The organism is Mesorhizobium shangrilense, from assembly GCF_040537815.1.
Classification (GTDB): Bacteria; Pseudomonadota; Alphaproteobacteria; order Rhizobiales; family Rhizobiaceae; genus Mesorhizobium; species Mesorhizobium shangrilense.
The window spans coordinates 240,521-257,418 of record NZ_JBEWSZ010000005.1 but is presented as its reverse complement, the minus strand read 5'-3'; the positions used below and the strand labels follow the sequence as shown (position 1 = coordinate 257,418).

11 protein-coding genes are annotated in these 16,898 nt (G+C 63.1%); 2 read left to right on the top strand and 9 right to left on the bottom strand.

Annotation, left to right across the window (positions count from 1 at the left end; translation table 11 throughout):
• The first annotated feature begins 491 nt into the window (after positions 1-491).
• Positions 492-2,462: a peptidoglycan DD-metalloendopeptidase family protein gene (locus ABVQ20_RS33470; RefSeq protein WP_354464098.1), complete on the top strand. Its 1,971-nt coding sequence runs from the start codon at positions 492-494 to the stop codon at positions 2,460-2,462.
• A 7-nt stretch (positions 2,463-2,469) separates the two neighbouring features.
• On the opposite strand, the gene ABVQ20_RS33465 is transcribed toward ABVQ20_RS33470, so the two are convergent.
• Positions 2,470-4,029, bottom strand: coding sequence for an MFS transporter (locus ABVQ20_RS33465; protein ID WP_354464097.1), 1,560 nt, complete (start codon positions 4,027-4,029; stop codon positions 2,470-2,472).
• A 147-nt stretch (positions 4,030-4,176) separates the two neighbouring features.
• On the opposite strand from ABVQ20_RS33465, the gene ABVQ20_RS33460 reads away from it, so the two are divergent.
• Complete coding sequence (locus ABVQ20_RS33460) at positions 4,177-4,809, top strand: TMEM175 family protein (protein ID WP_354464096.1); 633 nt, start codon at positions 4,177-4,179, stop codon at positions 4,807-4,809.
• Here the strand turns inward: ABVQ20_RS33460 and ABVQ20_RS33455 are convergent.
• The 8 genes from ABVQ20_RS33455 to ABVQ20_RS33420 all read right to left on the bottom strand — a co-directional run bounded on the left by ABVQ20_RS33455 (position 4,783) and on the right by ABVQ20_RS33420 (position 16,533).
• Positions 4,783-6,315, bottom strand: coding sequence for a L,D-transpeptidase family protein (locus tag ABVQ20_RS33455; RefSeq protein ID WP_354464095.1), 1,533 nt, complete (start codon positions 6,313-6,315; stop codon positions 4,783-4,785). The genes ABVQ20_RS33460 and ABVQ20_RS33455 overlap by 27 nt on opposite strands.
• Positions 6,316-6,447: 132 nt before the next feature.
• Positions 6,448-6,813 (bottom strand): MmcQ/YjbR family DNA-binding protein, encoded by a 366-nt coding sequence (locus ABVQ20_RS33450; protein ID WP_354464094.1) that lies wholly within the window; start codon positions 6,811-6,813, stop codon positions 6,448-6,450.
• Positions 6,814-6,956: 143 nt separating this feature from the next.
• The gene (gene clpB, locus ABVQ20_RS33445; RefSeq protein ID WP_354464093.1) at positions 6,957-9,563 is read right to left on the bottom strand and encodes an ATP-dependent chaperone ClpB; all 2,607 of its coding nucleotides are present in this window, start codon (positions 9,561-9,563) and stop codon (positions 6,957-6,959) included.
• A 206-nt stretch (positions 9,564-9,769) separates the two neighbouring features.
• Positions 9,770-10,666 carry a DUF4167 domain-containing protein gene (locus ABVQ20_RS33440; RefSeq protein WP_354464092.1) on the bottom strand — a complete coding sequence of 299 codons (897 nt, stop codon included), beginning with the start codon at positions 10,664-10,666 and terminating at the stop codon, positions 9,770-9,772.
• Between the two features lie 312 nt (positions 10,667-10,978).
• The gene (gene prmC, locus ABVQ20_RS33435) at positions 10,979-11,845 is read right to left on the bottom strand and encodes a peptide chain release factor N(5)-glutamine methyltransferase (RefSeq protein WP_354464091.1); all 867 of its coding nucleotides are present in this window, start codon (positions 11,843-11,845) and stop codon (positions 10,979-10,981) included.
• A complete protein-coding gene (gene prfA, locus ABVQ20_RS33430) occupies positions 11,838-12,917 on the bottom strand; it encodes a peptide chain release factor 1 (RefSeq protein WP_354464090.1) in 1,080 nt (359 codons plus the stop codon). Before prfA ends, prmC begins: the two co-directional genes overlap by 8 nt.
• Before the next feature lie 9 nt (positions 12,918-12,926).
• Positions 12,927-15,197 carry a phosphoenolpyruvate--protein phosphotransferase gene (gene ptsP / locus ABVQ20_RS33425; RefSeq protein ID WP_354464089.1) on the bottom strand — a complete coding sequence of 757 codons (2,271 nt, stop codon included), beginning with the start codon at positions 15,195-15,197 and terminating at the stop codon, positions 12,927-12,929.
• A gap of 82 nt (positions 15,198-15,279) precedes the next feature.
• Positions 15,280-16,533 (bottom strand): aspartate kinase, encoded by a 1,254-nt coding sequence (locus tag ABVQ20_RS33420; protein WP_354464088.1) that lies wholly within the window; start codon positions 16,531-16,533, stop codon positions 15,280-15,282.
• Between the last annotated feature and the right edge of the window lie 365 nt (positions 16,534-16,898).

The following is a 16,898-nucleotide window of genomic DNA, read 5'->3' as shown; positions in this document are numbered from 1 at the left end:
GCTTACGCGGCTCTCTTGAATTTCGCGGAGGGCAGTTGTAGAAGCGAACTTCTTCGTCGCCAGCGGCGCGCCGCCCTCGTTGTTGAGGCGTATATAGTCGCCACCCCGACAAACTGTCAACACTGATTTCGAAGTTTTTGAACTTTTTGCGACAGAAATCTCAGCACCCGCTTTTTCGGTAGCCGACTGCCCCAGCGGAATGTGGATAACATGGCCGGGCAGCCCCGAAGGAGCCCTATTGCCGCCGCATTGGGGTTCGACACCGAGCCTAACGAAGCAGGCGCTGCACCGTCCGCGCGAGCACCCCTTCAGGAGCCTTTATATAGAGGACGCCGCGCGTCCTTTATAAGAGCGCTTCAGCAAGGGAGTAAGCGAGACGAATTCGATCGAGGGCCGGCGCTTCGTTGACTTCATCAGCCGTGACAGGCAAATGTCATGGCCACAACAAAAGCGACAAGCCGTTCCGCCTGGGGAAGAAGCAGCCTTTCTGGATGCCAGACACGGAAGATGTCATAGCCGCACTCGGCAATGAGCCGCCGCTGATCGCGGACGGTCGCAGCGGTCCGCCGGACCGCCGCGAGGTTTCGGCGCGTTGGCTGTCAGGCACCTTTCTTACTGGCGTGACCTCCAGCGTCCTCATGGGCGTTGCGCTGTTCGCGGCCCTTGACGGTCGGCAGCAGTTGGCGACGCCGCCCGAGATCGCCGAACTGATCAGCCTCGCCAACAGTGACGATTCCGGCGAGATCGCCAAGACCACCCGACTTGTCGCGCCGCGCCAGATTGCCAAGGCCAAGGACCGCCGGCGCATGGAAGTGTCGATGGTGACCAAGGTCGGTGACCGCGACGTCATCCACACCATGCCTTTCGTGCAGATCAAGATGTCGCTGGCTGCCGGGCACACGACCAACCGCCCCTACCCGCCTTTCGACCCGATGCAGGTGTTTGGCGACGGCAGCGACGACAACGCCGGCCAGCCGGCCACATCGACCGCCACCGCCGGCCAGATCTACGGCGCCAAGGTCGAGAGCGAGATGAGCCTGAAGACGGTCGATTTTCCGATCGAGACGGCGGCTTTCGACGAAAAGAGCGACCTTTCCGCCGACGAGGTGGAAAAGGTGGTGCGCGAGACCGGCACCGACCTCGGCGACGGCGCCATCCAGGTCGCCTCCTTGCACTATGTCGACCCGCAGCGCTTCGGCGATCAGCTCAGCCAGAGCATAGCCGGTTCCTATGATGTGAAGATCGTGCCGGAAAATGTGTCGGTGGCGCCGCGCGCCGCCACCGATGACCAGGCGCCGGCCTTCGCTGAGGAAATCATTCCCTTCACCAAGGACCTCGACATCACCGAGGCCTTCGCCGATTCCGGCTATACCGGCGACGACGCCACCGGGATGGCCGAGGCGATCAGCAAACTGCTGAATGCCCCGGCGTTGAAAGCCGGGACCGTGCTGCGCGTAGGGCTCGAGGTGCATGGCGATGCCGCCAAGGTCGTTCGCACCAGTGTCTACAACAAGACCCAGCACATCGTGACCATCGCGCTCAACGATCGCGGCCAGTATGTGCCGGCGCAGGAGCCGGACCCCAATCCCGAATTGCTGACGGCGTTCGACGATTCGTCCGCACCGGTGGTGGTGCGCGGTAACCTGCCCAACATCTATGACGGCATCTACCGCGCCGCCTATTCCTACGGCATGTCGAAGGCGATGACGCAGCGGCTGATCAAGCTGTTGGCGTCCGATGTCGACTTCCAGTCCAGGCTCAGTCCCGCCGATCGCCTCGAAGTGCTGTTCTCGCAGCCGGATGGCGACGACCAGACCTCCGACGATTCCGAGCTCCTTTACGTTTCGGCGACCTTCGGCGGCACGACGCGCAACTTCTACCGTTTCCAGATGCATGACGGCGGAACCGATTATTTCGACGAGAATGGCTCGAGCGCCGAACAGTTCCTGCTGCGCAATCCCTTGCCGAATGGCCGGTTCACCTCGGGCTTCGGTGCACGCAAGCATCCGATTCTGGGTTACGTGCGCATGCATACCGGCACGGACTGGGCGGCTCCCATCGGAACGCCGATCATTGCCGCCGGCAACGGTGTCATCGAGAAGGCCGGCTGGGCCGGTGGCTATGGCAAGCAGATCATGATCCGCCATGCCAATGGCTACGAGACCTCCTACAACCACCAGAGCGCTTTCGCCAAAGGCATCGAAGTGGGCGTGCGCGTTCGCCAGGGCCAGGTCATCGGCTATCTCGGCCAGACGGGTCTTTCCACCGGACCGCATCTTCACTACGAACTGATCGTCAACGGCACCAAGGTCGATTCGATGCGCGTGCGCCTGCCGGTCGGCAAGGTGCTGAAGGGCGACGACCTTGTCGCCTTCAAGCGCGAGCGCGAACGCATCGATGATTTGCTCAAGCAGCAGGACAGCGATTCGCTGAAGGTCGCGAGCGCCAAGATAGAAGGCTGAAGCCGCTTCAGCCTCGCGGATCCGCCGCGCGGCGCGACCACGGCAGGGCTTGGCCGGAAACAGTCATCCACGTAATGACCGCCGAAAGCAGGCAGAGCAGCGCGGTCACCGACGCGACCGCCGAAAAGGCTGCGTCGCTTGCCGCAAGCCTTGCCGCATCGAGTGCCGGAGCAAGCCCGGCCGGCGCCGGTTCGCCAAAGCCTGGAACGCCGGGCGTGGCATTTCCATCGAGTGCATTCGCGTAGACCCAGGCGGCAAGCGATCCCATTGCCGCCACGGCAATCAGGCCTCCGATTCGCGAGACGGCATTGTTGATGCCGGACGCAGCCCCCGTATCCTTGTCTTCCACTGCGGTCATGATCGCGGTCGACAGCGGCGAGACGACCAGCGCCATGCCCAACCCCATCAACGCCATCAGCGGGAACGCCCCGGTCCAGAAATTGCGGATGCCGGCATGGGTCAGCAAGGCAAGACCGGCAAAGGCGATGGCGACGATCAGACTGCCGCAGGCTATGGGGAAACGCGGCCCGATCCTGTCGGACAGCTGCCCGACGAGCCCCGACAGAAGCGCAATGCAAGCCGACAGCGGCAGGAAGATGAAGCCGACCTCGGCCGTGCTCAACCCCCAAGCGGCGATCAGCAGCATCGGCAGGTAGAACAGATTGGCCGACAGCGCGAAGTAGAGAAAAAAGGTCGCGACATTGGCGCCGACGAATGCTCGGATGCGAAACAGCGAAAGATCGATCATCGGTTCGCGCTGCCGGCGTTCGAAGACGATGAACGCGATGAGCAGCACCATGCCGGTGGCAATACTCGGCCCCGACATGTGCCCCTCGCCCTTGGCGCTCATCGAGGTCAACCCGTAGGCGAGCGCGCCGAACGCCAGCGTTGCGAGCGCGGCGCCGCCGAGATCGATATTCCGTTTCTGCACCGGCGCGTCGGCTGGAATCTTGGTGACCAGAAGATAGATCGAGATAAGGCCGAGCGGCAGGTTGATCGCGAAGATCGCTCGCCAGATGCCGTCGCCAAAGGCTGACAGGACAAGACCGCCGAGCACGGGACCAAGGGCCGTGGTCAGCGCCGAAGCCGCCGCCCAGATGCCGATCGCCCGGCCGCGTTCATTCTTCGGGTAGGCCTTGGCGATGATGGCGAGGCTGCCCGGCACCATGATCGCGGCGCCAATGCCCTGGATGGCGCGAAACGCTATGAGGATTCCAGGGTTCGGCGCCACCGCGCAGGCAAGCGACGACGCTATGAACAAGGCAATGCCGGCGACGAAGGCGCGGCGCAGGCCGAACCGGTCGCCGGCCGCACCGCCGGCGAGGATCAGCGCCGAAAGCGTCAGCGCATAGGCGTTGGAAATCCATTGCGCCTCGGCAAGGCTGGCGCCGAGATCGACACGGATCGCCGGCATGGCGATGGCCAGGATCGAACCGTCGATGAAGCCGAGCGCGGACGCCAGGATCGCCGCGATCAGCACGAAGCGCCGCTGCGATTGCGGACAGAACGTGCCATTGGTGACCGGGCTGGTCAGCGGGACGGCGGCGGCTTCATCGGGTGAATGCATGGAACCCTGCTTAGACCGTCGATGCGCCGCCAACAACCGGCCAGCAGCTTGCCGTCATTGAAACCAGCCGCTTCGTCGTGCCCTATCCGGGTGCAAACGGCGGTAGTCATGCTAAGCTTTTGGACAATCGCCAGCGGGGAGACATCGATGAAGCGTCCACTCGAAGCATCGGCGGAGGGACGCGGCCGGATCGTCGGCATCACCGACGGGGTGTTCGCCATCGCGCTGACCCTGATCGTTCTCGAGATCAGGGTGCCGGCGCATGAGGCAATCCATTCAGAACACGATCTGCTTGCCGCGATCGCCGCACTGGCGCCCCGCTTCCTGACCTATGCGCTCAGCTTCCTGACCCTGACCATCTTCTGGTTCGGCCAGCAGGCGCAGCATGGGCTCATCGCAAAGTCCGACCGGCGGCTGGCGACGCTCAACCTTTGTTTTCTGGCGTTCATCGCCCTGCTGCCGTTCTCGACCGACCTGCTGGCTGACTTCCTCGACTACAGGACCGCCGTACTCGTCTACTGGCTCAATCTCTTGATGCTCGGTGTCACCCTGTTCGCCAGTTGGCGCTATGCGGAGAAGAACGGCTTTGTGGCGGAAGATGTCGACGCTGAAACGAGGCGCACGGTCTATCTGCGCATCGTCAAGGCGCAGATCCTATGGGCGGTCGGCGCCGCACTCTGCCTGATCAACCCGTTGCTCAGCATCGGCTTCATTCTGGTCGTGCAGTTGATCTATGCTGCTGCGCTGCGCGGCTCATTGCTGCGCAACGTCATCGGCTGAAGGTCCGCCAACGAATTCCACGGTAACGCCTGGCGATACCAGCTTGGCGAGTTCGCGCGCGTCCCAGTTGGTCAGCCGCACGCAGCCATGGCTTTCGGTCTTGCCGATCTTCGACGGCTCGGGCGTGCCGTGGATGCCGTAGGTCGGCTTGTCGAGCGCGATCCAGACCGACCCGACCGGTCCGTTCGGGCCCGGAGGAATGGTCAGGATCTTGTCGTTCTGGCCCTGTTTGAAATTGATGTTCGGGTTGTAGGTATAGTTCGGGTCGAGCGCAATGCGCGACACGGCGTGGATGCCGGTGGGCGACGGCGTGTCGGCCGAGCCGATGGTCGCGGGATAGGCTGCGACCATCTTGCCGCCCGCATCGTAGGCGTACACTTCTTTCTTGGTCTTGTCGGCGACGATGCGCGCGACTGGCGTCGAGACCAGCTTGCCGAAATTGGCGACCTTGACGATCGTGCCGGGACGGTTGAAGTCGAGGCCCTTGTTGATCGACTTGAGATAGTTCTCGTCCATGTGGAAGCGCTCCGCCAGCGCCTCGGTGACAGAGGTGTAGCACATGCAGTTGAGCTGCGCCTTCTGGCTGTAATCTTCCGGGATCGACGCCACATAGGGACCGGCCACGTCCTCGGGCGTAATCGTATAGGAAGCAAAGGCATCGCCGCCGGACTGCGCCAATGCGGCCTGGATGCCGACAGAATCAGTCGACTTCAGGTTGGTGCCATTGATCTGGTTGTAGGCGGCGAGCGCCTTGTCGACATTCGAACCGAACCGTCCGTCGATGACGCCTGGCGAAGCACCGCCGCGATCGAGCAGCACCTGCAGACCGGCGACATCCTGGCGTGCGCCAAGCGAAAGTGAGGGATCGACAGCGGTCTTGCCACCAACATTGGGCGGCAGGGCGGTTTGGTCGGTCGTCGGCGCGGTTGGCACCGCCGGCTGAACCGGCTCTATCGAAGCTTCGTTGAGCGGCTGACGCTTGACCGTGTCCGGCTTGGCGATGCTCGGTTTAACGGGCTGCGGCGCATCCGGATAAGTGTTGCGGTAGCTCCCGTCATCCTGCGGCGCCGGCGGATAGGCATTCGCGGAATTGTCGCCATAGGGATCGTCTTGATCCGCCGGCGGCAGGATCACCCGGCCCTCCCCGTCCAACCGCTGACGGCGCGAGCGCGGCGTGGCGTCGGGATTGTCGAGATAATAGCCATCGTCATCCGTCACCGGGCCAAGGTTGCGGTCTGCCTGGTCGCGGTCGCGACGGAACGCGCGACCATCAAATCGCGTCTGCGGCGGCTGGATGGCGATCACCTTGCCGGTGTCCGCATCGACGATGACGCGGTTTCCCCTCGCATCGTAATAGACGTCGATGTTGCCGTTCTGGGCCACCTGGATACCGGCATCAGCGGCGCGGACGATGCGCGGCCCGCTATCCGACATCGGCGTAGCGAACGCACCGGAAGACATGAGCCCGACGGCGAGAGCCGAAAGGGTGAAGATCGTGCGGAACATGGTGGCCAAACTCTCCGGTCCGTAACTGCCGCCGCCCGGCGTTTCCCTAGGCGAACCCCTTCGCCAGCAACTCAGCATCCACCATATGGTTCCAACATGAACCGGGCATGAAGATGGCGGATTTCCGATATATTAGCGCACAGCGAAGCCCAGTTCCCTACGCGCCTGTTTCGTCAGCTTCAGCGCGACCAGGCGATGGCTCTCGCGCAGATAGTCCTTCAAGGCGTCATCATCCATACTCTGGCTTGCATGGCGCTGGATCCATTTCATGCCGCGCGAGGCAAGATAAGGTGCTGGCCGCAGGCCCGGCTGCTCCTTCAGCACATCGTAGGCGATGTCGGAGCATTTGAAGGTGACGAAAAGCTGTTTGTCGGCATCCCAGCCGCCGATCGCGAAGACCTTGGCGCCGACCTTCCAGACATGGGCTCCGCCCCATTGGACAACGTGGGTTGTCGAAGGCAGCGAGGCACAGAAGCTGTTGTAGTCGTCCAGCGTCATCCGCGCCCACCTCTTGTATGAAATGCCGCGCGTCCAGACTGGACTGGACGCGCGGCATTCTAAAGCGCGACGCGCTTCAGATCTTTGTTCTTATGCATGTCGTGGTCCCAAAACCGGTGTCACTTTTGGTCGACATGCATTGATCAGGCCGCCGCTTCGGTCGCCACAACCGTCGGCTTCGAGCGGAAATTCAACCGGTCGGACCCCGCGGTCACCTTGACGGTCGATCCGTCGAGGATTTCGCCGAGCAGGATCTTTTCCGCCAGCGGGTCCTGCAGTTCCTTCTGCATCACCCGCTTTAGCGGCCTTGCGCCATAGGCCGGATCGTAGCCCTTGGCCGCCAGCCACTCGACCGCGTCCTTGTCCAGCGACAGCGTGATCTTGCGATCGGTCAGCAGGCTTTCCAGCCGCTTGAGCTGGATCTCGACGATGCGGCCCATATCCTGCCGGCGCAGCCGGTGGAACAGGATCACCTCGTCGACGCGGTTGAGGAACTCCGGCCGGAACGACGCCTTGACGACGTTCATCACCTCGTCGCGTACGACATCGACATCCTGGTCCTCGCCGAGATTGACGAGATATTCGGCGCCGAGGTTCGAGGTCATGATGATCAGCGTGTTGCGGAAGTCGACCGTGCGGCCCTGACCATCGGTCAGGCGGCCGTCATCGAGCACCTGCAGCAGCACATTGAACACGTCCGGATGCGCCTTCTCGATCTCATCGAACAGCACAACCTGATAGGGCCGGCGCCGCACGGCTTCCGTCAGCGCACCGCCTTCCTCATAGCCGACATAGCCGGGAGGAGCACCAATCAGCCGGGAGACGGAGTGCTTCTCCATGAACTCCGACATGTCGATGCGCACCATCGCGCTCTCATCGTCGAACAGGAAGTTGGCCAACGCCTTGGTCAGTTCGGTCTTGCCGACGCCCGTCGGCCCGAGGAACATGAACGAGCCGATCGGCCGGTTCGGGTCCTGCAGGCCCGCGCGGGCTCTGCGTACCGCCTTCGAGACAGCCTGAACCGCCTCGCCCTGGCCAACGACGCGCTTGCCGATCTCGTCTTCCATGCGCAGCAGCTTGTCGCGCTCGCCCTGCAGCATCTTGTCGACCGGAATGCCGGTCCAGCGCGAGACGATATGGGCGACGTGGTCGGGAGTGACCACCTCCTCGACCATGCCAACCTTGCCGTCCTGGGCCTCGGCGTCCTTGAGCTTCTTTTCCAGCTCCGGGATCTTGCCATAGGCAAGCTCACCGGCACGCTGGAATTCACCCTTGCGCTGGGCAATGGCCAGTTCGTTGCGCGCCTCGTCGAGCTGCTTCTTGAGGTCGGCGGCAAGCCCGAGCTTCTGCTTCTCGGCCTGCCACTTGGTGGTGATCTCGGTCGATTCCTCCTCAAGGCCGACAAGTTCCTTTTCCAGGCGGACAAGCCGGTCCTTCGACGCATCGTCGGTCTCGACCTTCAGCGCCTCGCGCTCGATCTTGAGCTGCATGATGCGGCGGTCGATCTCGTCCAGCGCCTCCGGCTTGGAATCGACCTGCATGCGCAGCCGCGATGCGGCTTCGTCGACCAGGTCGATCGCCTTGTCCGGCAGGAAGCGGTCAGCGATGTAGCGGTTGGACAGCGTCGCCGCGGCCACCAGCGCCGAATCCGAGATGCGCACCTTGTGATGCTGCTCGTACTTTTCCTTCAGGCCGCGCAGGATCGAAACGGTGTCTTCCACCGACGGCTCGTCGACGAACACCGGCTGGAAGCGGCGGGCAAGCGCCGGATCTTTCTCGACATGCTTCCTGTATTCATCGAGCGTGGTGGCGCCGATGCAATGCAATTCTCCGCGCGCCAGAGCCGGCTTCAGAAGGTTGGACGCATCCATGGCGCCATCCGCCTTGCCGGCGCCGACCAGCGTGTGCATCTCGTCGATGAACAGGATGATCCCCCCGGCCGCCGAGGTGACTTCGGAGAGCACGGCCTTCAGCCGCTCCTCGAACTCACCGCGATATTTGGCGCCAGCGATCAGCGCGCCCATGTCGAGCGCCATCAGTTGCTTGTCCTTCAGCGATTCCGGCACGTCGCCGTTGACGATGCGCAGCGCCAGGCCTTCGGCGATCGCCGTCTTGCCGACGCCGGGCTCGCCGATCAAAACCGGATTGTTCTTGGTGCGGCGCGACAGCACCTGGATGGTGCGGCGGATCTCATCGTCACGGCCGATGACCGGATCGAGCTTGCCGGCGCGGGCATCGGCGGTCAGGTCGCGCGCGTATTTCTTCAGCGCGTCATAGCTCTGTTCGGCACTCGCCGAATCGGCGGTGCGGCCCTTGCGGACGTCGTTGATGACCTGGTTCAGGGCCTGCGCGGTGACGCCGGCCTTGGCCAGGATATCGGCGGTCTTGGCAGACTTCTCCATGGTCAGCGCCTGCAACAGCCGTTCGACCGTGACAAAGCTGTCGCCGGCCTTCTTGGCCAGTTCCTCGGCGGTGGAAAACACCTTGGCCAGCGGCTGCGCCAGATAGAGCTGGCCATTGCCGCCCTCGACCTTGGGCATCGCCTCCAGTGCCGTCTCGACGCCAAGCTTGACGTCGCGGACGCTGCCGCCGGCGCGCTCGATCAGCGACGCGGCCAAGCCCTCGTCATCGTCGACGAGAACTTTCAGGATGTGTTCGGGAGTGAATTGCTGGTGATTGCGCGAGAGCGCCATCGTCTGTGCGGACTGGATGAAGCCGCGCACGCGCTCTGAGTATTTCTCAAGGTTCATATCTGTCTCCTTCCATCACCGGCCCGCTTTGCGGCACCGGATCAGATTGTGGTGACGGATCCGCTCATTCGAGCCGGATCCAGTTGACGCTGATATGGTGCGCAAATCACGGTCCCTCAAGACTGCAGGCGCATGATATTCCATGCCCGCGCAAACAAAAACGGCGGAGATTTCTCTCCGCCGCTCGATAGTCCAAAATTGTCCGATCAGTTCTCGACGGTGACCGCCGTCGGTTCCGCATCGGCGCCTTCGGTCGGCGCTGCACCGGCCTCGCCGGCGGCTGCATTGTCGTCACCGCCGCCCGCCTGGTCGGCGCTGACACGCGGACGGCGTGGACGCCTTGGGCGGCGCACGGCGCCGGTTTCGGCAGCCGCCTCGTTCAGTTCCGCCTGGGCGGCAAGAGCTGCCGGTGAAAAATTATCGAACTGCGGTGCGGGCTCCGGCACGGAGACAGGTTCCGCGACAGGCGCGGCCTCCGCCTGCACAGGCGCATCATTGCGCCGGTTCTGTTCGCCGCGCTGATCACCTTGCTCGCGCTGACCATTCTGGCCATAGCCGCCATTGGGGCGGCGATCACGATGGCGCCCGCCATTGTTGTCACGCCCGCCATTGCCGCGGCCGTTTTCCGGATTCAATGCCAGTTCAGCCGGCGTGCCTTCGATCACCGGCTGGGGACCGGCGCCATGATTGACCACGGGAGAGGAGGTGTCGGTGACATTGCTGTTGTTGCCACCATTGTCGAACTCATCACGATCCTCATCGCCGTCATCATCAAAATCGTCGCGATTCTGCTGGACGTTCTGGATCGGCATCTGCGCCTGTGCGGCAGCGATGATGCGATTGTAGTGTTCGGCGTGCTGGAGATAGTTTTCCGCCATGACCCGGTCGCCGGAGCTTTGCGCATCACGGGCAAGGGTGGCGTATTTTTCGGCGATCTGCTGAGCCGATCCGCGGATCTTCACGTCCGGGCCGTTGCTCTCGTAGTTGCGCGTCAGGGGATTGGGCCCTTTGCGGTTGTTGTTGTTATTATTGTTATTGTTGCCACCGCCGCCGCCATTGTTGTTGCGACCGCGCATGCGCCTGTTCTGCTGTTGGGGCCTCATCAAACTCTCTTCATTTTGAAATTTTCGAAAGACTCTTCACGGACGGAGGCGCTCATGCAGCCAACCGTTTCGTTTCTTCACCGGCGTTCGCCCGCATCGATTGCGTTGGCGCCACGTGTCATCCTGTTCCGGTTACATCACTTGCCGGACGATTCCCGCACGAAGCTTGGCGTCGTTTGCGCAAGAAGGCAGCTATTTCTAAGGAAGACCGAATCGCTAAGAGCACTGCCTGCTTCGTCTCATCCGGTTAAGGCGACCCTAGCCGCATTCCCCGGCATTGCCAAGCGCTTTTTTTGCACCGCATCAGGGCTTTCACAGTTCGAAGACCAGAACCCTGTCATTTCCACCGAGGTCGCAAAACGCCCCCGCCAACCTGTAGCCGGCGGCGGAGAATATTTCCGTAACCTCGTTGCGTTGCGTATGGCCGAACTCGACCGCGACCCTACCTTCAGCTTCCAGAAAACCCGCAGCCTCCGCTGCTATGATCCGGTAGGGACCAAGACCATCCACGCCGCCATCAAGGGCCAGGCGAGGATCGAAATCGCGGACCTCGTCCTGCAGATTTTCGATATCTTCAGATGGTATGTAGGGAGGGTTTGCGGCAATTACATGGTACCGGCCGGAAACTTTTGCGAACCAGTCGGATCTGAGTGCCTTGAACCGGCTGGCGAAACCCAATCTTTCCGCATTGCGGCTTGCTGTCGCCAGCGCCCCCTCCGAAACATCGACGCCGGTCGCGATGGCCTCGGGAACGGCCGACAGCAGCGCCAGCGCGACGGCGCCTGTACCGGTTCCCAGGTCGAGGATGCGGCATGCGCCTTCTCTTGCTGTTGCCTTGGCGAAAGGCAGCACTGCCTCGACCAGCGTTTCGGTATCCGGCCGTGGCTCCAGCGTCTCCGGCGACAGCGACAGCCGCAGCCCGTAGAATTCGCGATAGCCGAGGATGCGATGCACCGGCTCTCCGGAGGTCCGCCTCTTCAGGGCAGCGTCAATCTCGGCAATCGCCCTGGGATCCACGGTCCGCATGGGATCCGCAATGGCCTGCGTGCGGGTCGTGCCGGAGAAATGCTCGACGATCAGCCTGGCGTCGAGATTCGGACTGTCCAGCGCTGCGGCGTCCAGGCGCGCCCGCGCCGCTCGCAGCAACGGCCCCAGCGCCTCCGGCAGATGATCAGCCATCGATGCCGATATCGGCGAGCAGCTTCGACTGGTGATCGGCAAGCAGCGCGTCGATGATTTCGTCGAGCTCGCCCATCATCACCCGGTCGAGCTTGTAGAGCGTCAGGTTGATGCGGTGGTCGGTGACCCGGCCCTGCGGAAAATTATAGGTGCGGATGCGCTCCGAGCGATCGCCCGAACCGACCTGCAACTTGCGCGATTCGGAGCGCTCCTCGTCCGCCTTGCCGCGTTCGAGGTCATAGAGCCGCGCCCGCAGGATCTGCATGGCTTTCGCCCGGTTCTGATGCTGCGACTTCTCCGCCTGCACCACCATGATGCCGGTTGGCAGATGGGTGATGCGGACAGCCGAATCCGTGGTGTTGACGTGCTGGCCGCCGGAACCCGAAGCACGCATCGTGTCGATGCGGATGTCCTCGGCCCTGATATCGATGTCGACTTCTTCCGCTTCCGGCAGCACAGCAACCGTCGCCGCCGACGTGTGGATGCGCCCGCTGGCCTCCGTCGCCGGCACACGCTGCACGCGGTGAACGCCGGACTCGAATTTCAGATGGGCAAAGACGCCCCTGCCGGAGATGGTGGCGATGATTTCCTTGAAGCCGCCAGCATCGCCATCGCTGGCTGATACCGTCTCGAAACGCCAGCCGCGCTCCGCAGCGTAGCGCTCATACATCCGAAACAGGTCTCCGGCGAAGAGGGCGGCTTCGTCACCACCGGTGCCGGCGCGGATTTCGAGAATGGCGTTCTTGTCGTCGGCGGCATCCCTGGGCAACAGCAGGATCTGGATGTCCTTCTGCAATTGCTCGATGCGCTCCTCGACCTCGGGCAGGTCAGCTTCGGCGAGCGCGCGCATCTCGGCGTCAGTGCCCTTGTCGGCAAGCATCGCTTCGAGGTCGGCCTGCTCATGTTCGGCCGAGCGCAGCGCCCGGACCTTGGCGACCATGTCCTGGATCTCGGCATATTCCGATGCCATCTTCACATAGGCATCGGCCGCCGGCCCGGCCGACATCTGCGCTTCGAGCATCTCGAAACGCTTGACGACTTGATCCATGCGGTCCCGGGGCAGGTTGATCATGATGAAATGCTATAGCGGAATGGAGCGGTCGTCGGCAAAGGCATGCAGCAGCGCCCGCATCGGCAGCCCCTGGGCTGGCGCCATGAGGTTGTCGTCGAAGAAAGCCTTCAGTTCATCCAGCGGCAGTTCCGTTAGCATCGCCTTGACCGGCCCGATCGAGGCCGGCGACATCGAGATCGAACGGTAGCCGAGGCCGATCAGCGCCATCGCCGAGATCGGCTTGCCGGCGAGTTCGCCGCACAGCGTCACCGGCGTGTGGTTGCGCACGCCGGCATCGGCGATCTGCTTGAGCACGCGCAGGAACGGCGTCGACAGCGTGTCGAACCGGTCGGACAATTGCGTGTTGCCGCGATCGACGGCCATGACGAACTGGAACAGATCGTTCGAACCGACCGAGACGAAATCGACCGCCTGCATCAACTCATCGAGCTGGAACAGCAGCGAGGGCACTTCCAGCATGGCGCCAAGCTTGAGGCTGGTTGGCAGATGATGGGCGAAGCGCGACAGGTGCCGCACTTCGCGGTCGATGATCTCGCGCGCCCTGGCGATCTCGCCGAGCTCGGTCACCATCGGCAGCATCAGCTTGAGCTCGCGCCCGCCGCAGGCCTTGAGCAAGGCGCGAATCTGGGTCCTGAGCAGACCCGGCCGGTCGAGCGTCAGGCGGATCGCCCGCCAGCCGAGCGCCGGGTTCTCCTCCTGGATGGAACCCTTGAAGTAGGGCAGCACCTTGTCGCCGCCGATGTCGATGGTGCGGAAAGTGACCGGCTTGCCCCGCGCCGCGTCGAGCACGTCGCGATAGAGCTTTTCCTGGGCTTCGGCGCGAGGGAACGTCGATGCCACCATGAACTGCAGCTCGGTGCGGAACAGGCCGATGCCGGCCGCACCGGCCTCGGCCAGTTGCGGCAGGTCGACGGCGAGACCCGCATTCATCAACAGATCGACCTGCACGCCGTCCTTGGTCACCGACGGCTTCTTGCGCAGTTCGCGGTAGACTTCCTGCCGGCGCGCGCGGAAGCGGACCTTTTCGGCGTAGGCCGCTTCTAGGTCCGGCTGCGGACGCAGATGGATCGTGCCTTCTTCTCCGTCGACGATGATCGCATCGCCGTTTTCCGCCATGGAAACGGCGCCCTTCATCTGGCCGGCGACCGGAATGCCCATGGCGCGCGCCACGATGACGACGTGGCTGGTCGCGGCACCGTCCTCCAGCACCACGCCACGCAGCTTGTCCCTGGGGTAGTCGAGCAGTTCGGCGGCGCCCATCGAGCGAGCGACGAGAATGGCGTCCTTCGGCAATGAAGCCGCGACATCATCCGGCCCGCGTCCCATCAGCTGGCGCAGCAGCCGGTTGGCAAGGTCGTCGAAATCGCTCATCCGCTCGCGCAGATAGGGGTCGGTCATGTGCAGCATGCGCGCGCGCATGTCGCTTTGCACTTTCTCCACGGCTGCCTCGGCTGTCAGGCCGTTGCGGATCGCCTCCTCCAGCCGGCGCACCCAGCCGCGATCGTTGGCGAACATGCGATAGGCTTCCAGCACCTGGCGATGCTCGCCCTCGAAGGCAACGTCGCGGCGCTCCAGCATGTCGTCGATGGAAAGCCTGAGCGAGCCGAGCGACGTTTCAAGCCGGCGGACTTCTTCCTCGCTGTCCTCATTGAACAGGTTGGTGACGACGATGCGCGGCTCGTGCAGCACGACATGGCCAAGGCCGACGCCTTCGTTGAAGGACAGGCCAGTGAAGCTCACGGGGCGGCGCAGGTCGAGTTCGAGGCCGGGCCGGGTCAATCGAGCCAGGTCGCCGGTGGCGATCATCTCGGCGATGACCATCGCCGTCGTTTCCAGCGCCTCGACCTCATCGTCACGGTAGTGGCGCATTGTCTTGTTCTGGACAACCAGCACGCCCAGCGTGCGCCCTGCCCTCAGCACCGGCACGCCAAGGAAGGAATTGTAGATCTCTTCCCCGGTCTCCGGCAGATAGGCGAAGGCCGGATGTTCCTGCGCATTGGAAAGGTTCAGTGGTCGCGCGCTGGCCGCGATGGTGCCGACCAGGCCTTGCCCCAGCCGCAATTGCGCCAGGTGGACTGCGTTCGGATTCAAGCCTTCGGTGGCATAGAGTTCAAGCACGGAATCGGCGCGCAGCACGTAGAGCGAGCAGACTTCGGCGACCATGTTGGAGGCGATGTCGCGCACGATCCGGTCAAGCCGCTCCTGCGGCTCCAGCGGCTCTTGCATGAGCTCGCGGAGCCGTTTCAGCAAAACGCGCGGGCCACTGGCCGTATCACGCATCGCGGCTTCTTCTCCAATGGGTTTAGAGCCAGTGCAGCTTCCCTGCGCACCGGCACAAACGCAACAACTGACTCAAGTCCTGCTACTGCTTATCCAGACCGTAGACGGAATGCAAAGTGCGAACCGCAAGTTCGGTGTAAGGACCGTCAATCAGGATCGAAATCTTGATCTCGGAAGTCGTGATGGCGCGAATATTGATCGACCGGTCAGCCAACGCCTTGAAAGCAGTGGCGGCGACGCCCGCATGGCTGCGCATGCCGATGCCGATGACAGAAACCTTCGACATGCCGGCTTCCGACTGCACGACGTCGTAGCCGATCGAGGCTTTCAGGCGCTCAAGCACGGCAAGCGCCTTGTCGACGTCGCCGGACGGCACGGTGAAGGTCATGTCGGTCAGCTTACCGTCCTCGGAAATGTTCTGGACGATCATGTCGACATTGATGTTGGCCTCGGCCAGCGGCCCGAAGATGCCGGCCGCGACGCCCGGGCGGTCGCCGACACGGCGCAGCGAAATCTGCGCTTCGTCCTTGGCATAGGCAATTCCGGTGACGACCTGCTGTTCCACGATCTCTTCCTCGTCGCAAATGAGCGTTCCCGGAGGATTGAGCAAATCCCCCATTCCGGGCGCATCGGGATCGTCGAAGGACGACCGCACGAAAGTACGCACCCTGTGCACCATGGCAAGCTCGACCGAACGCACCTGCAATACCTTGGCGCCGAGCGAGGCCATTTCAAGCATTTCTTCGAACGAGATCTTGGCCAGCCGCCGCGCCTTGGGCTCGATGCGCGGATCGGTGGTGTAAACCCCGTCGACGTCGGTGTAGATGTCGCAGCGATCGGCCTTGACCGCCGCCGCGATGGCGACAGCACTTGTATCGGAGCCGCCACGGCCAAGCGTGGCGATGCGATTGTCGGGGCCGATGCCCTGGAAGCCGGCGATGACAGCCACCTGCCCTTCGCCGAAGCGCTTGATCAGGAAAGCGCCGTCGATGTCGAGGATGCGGGCCGCGCCATGCGCGTTGTCGGTCTTGATCGGAATCTGCCAGCCCTGCCAGGAACGGGCATGCACGCCCATGTTCTGCAAGGTGATCGCCAGAAGACCAGCCGTGACCTGTTCGCCGGAAGCGACGACCGCGTCATATTCGCGGGCGTCGTGCATCGGCGAGGCTTCGCGCGCCCAGCCCACCAGCTCATTGGTCTTGCCGGCCATCGCCGAAACAACCACCGCCACCTCATGGCCGGCGTCAACCTCGCGTTTGACGTGGCGCGCCACATTGCGGATGCGGGCGATGTCGGCGACGGAGGTTCCGCCGAATTTCATCACGATGCGCGCCATGGAAGCGAAATGCCTTTGACTGAATGCCGGACCCCAGCCCAAAAGCGGAATCCCGAAACAAGGGAAGGATACGTCGGGCTCACGCCAGCCGTAGAATGCGCGGCCTCCTTAGCCAAAACAGGAACCATTCGCAAGGACCGTGGGCGAGCAGCGGCAATCCGCGATTTGCCGACACCGATTGCCGCGCCTTGGCCAGGCTGTGGATAACGACTTTTTGATGCGCGGCGGCAATCGCGGCTTTGTCGGCATCCACTCCTGGCTGGAAACTGTTGCCTTGACTTTCATCTCCCTACGCCCGACTTCCTAACCCACCAGAGCGCGGTCAGCCGAAGCGGCATCCGGTTTGCTGATCGCGCTCCGACATG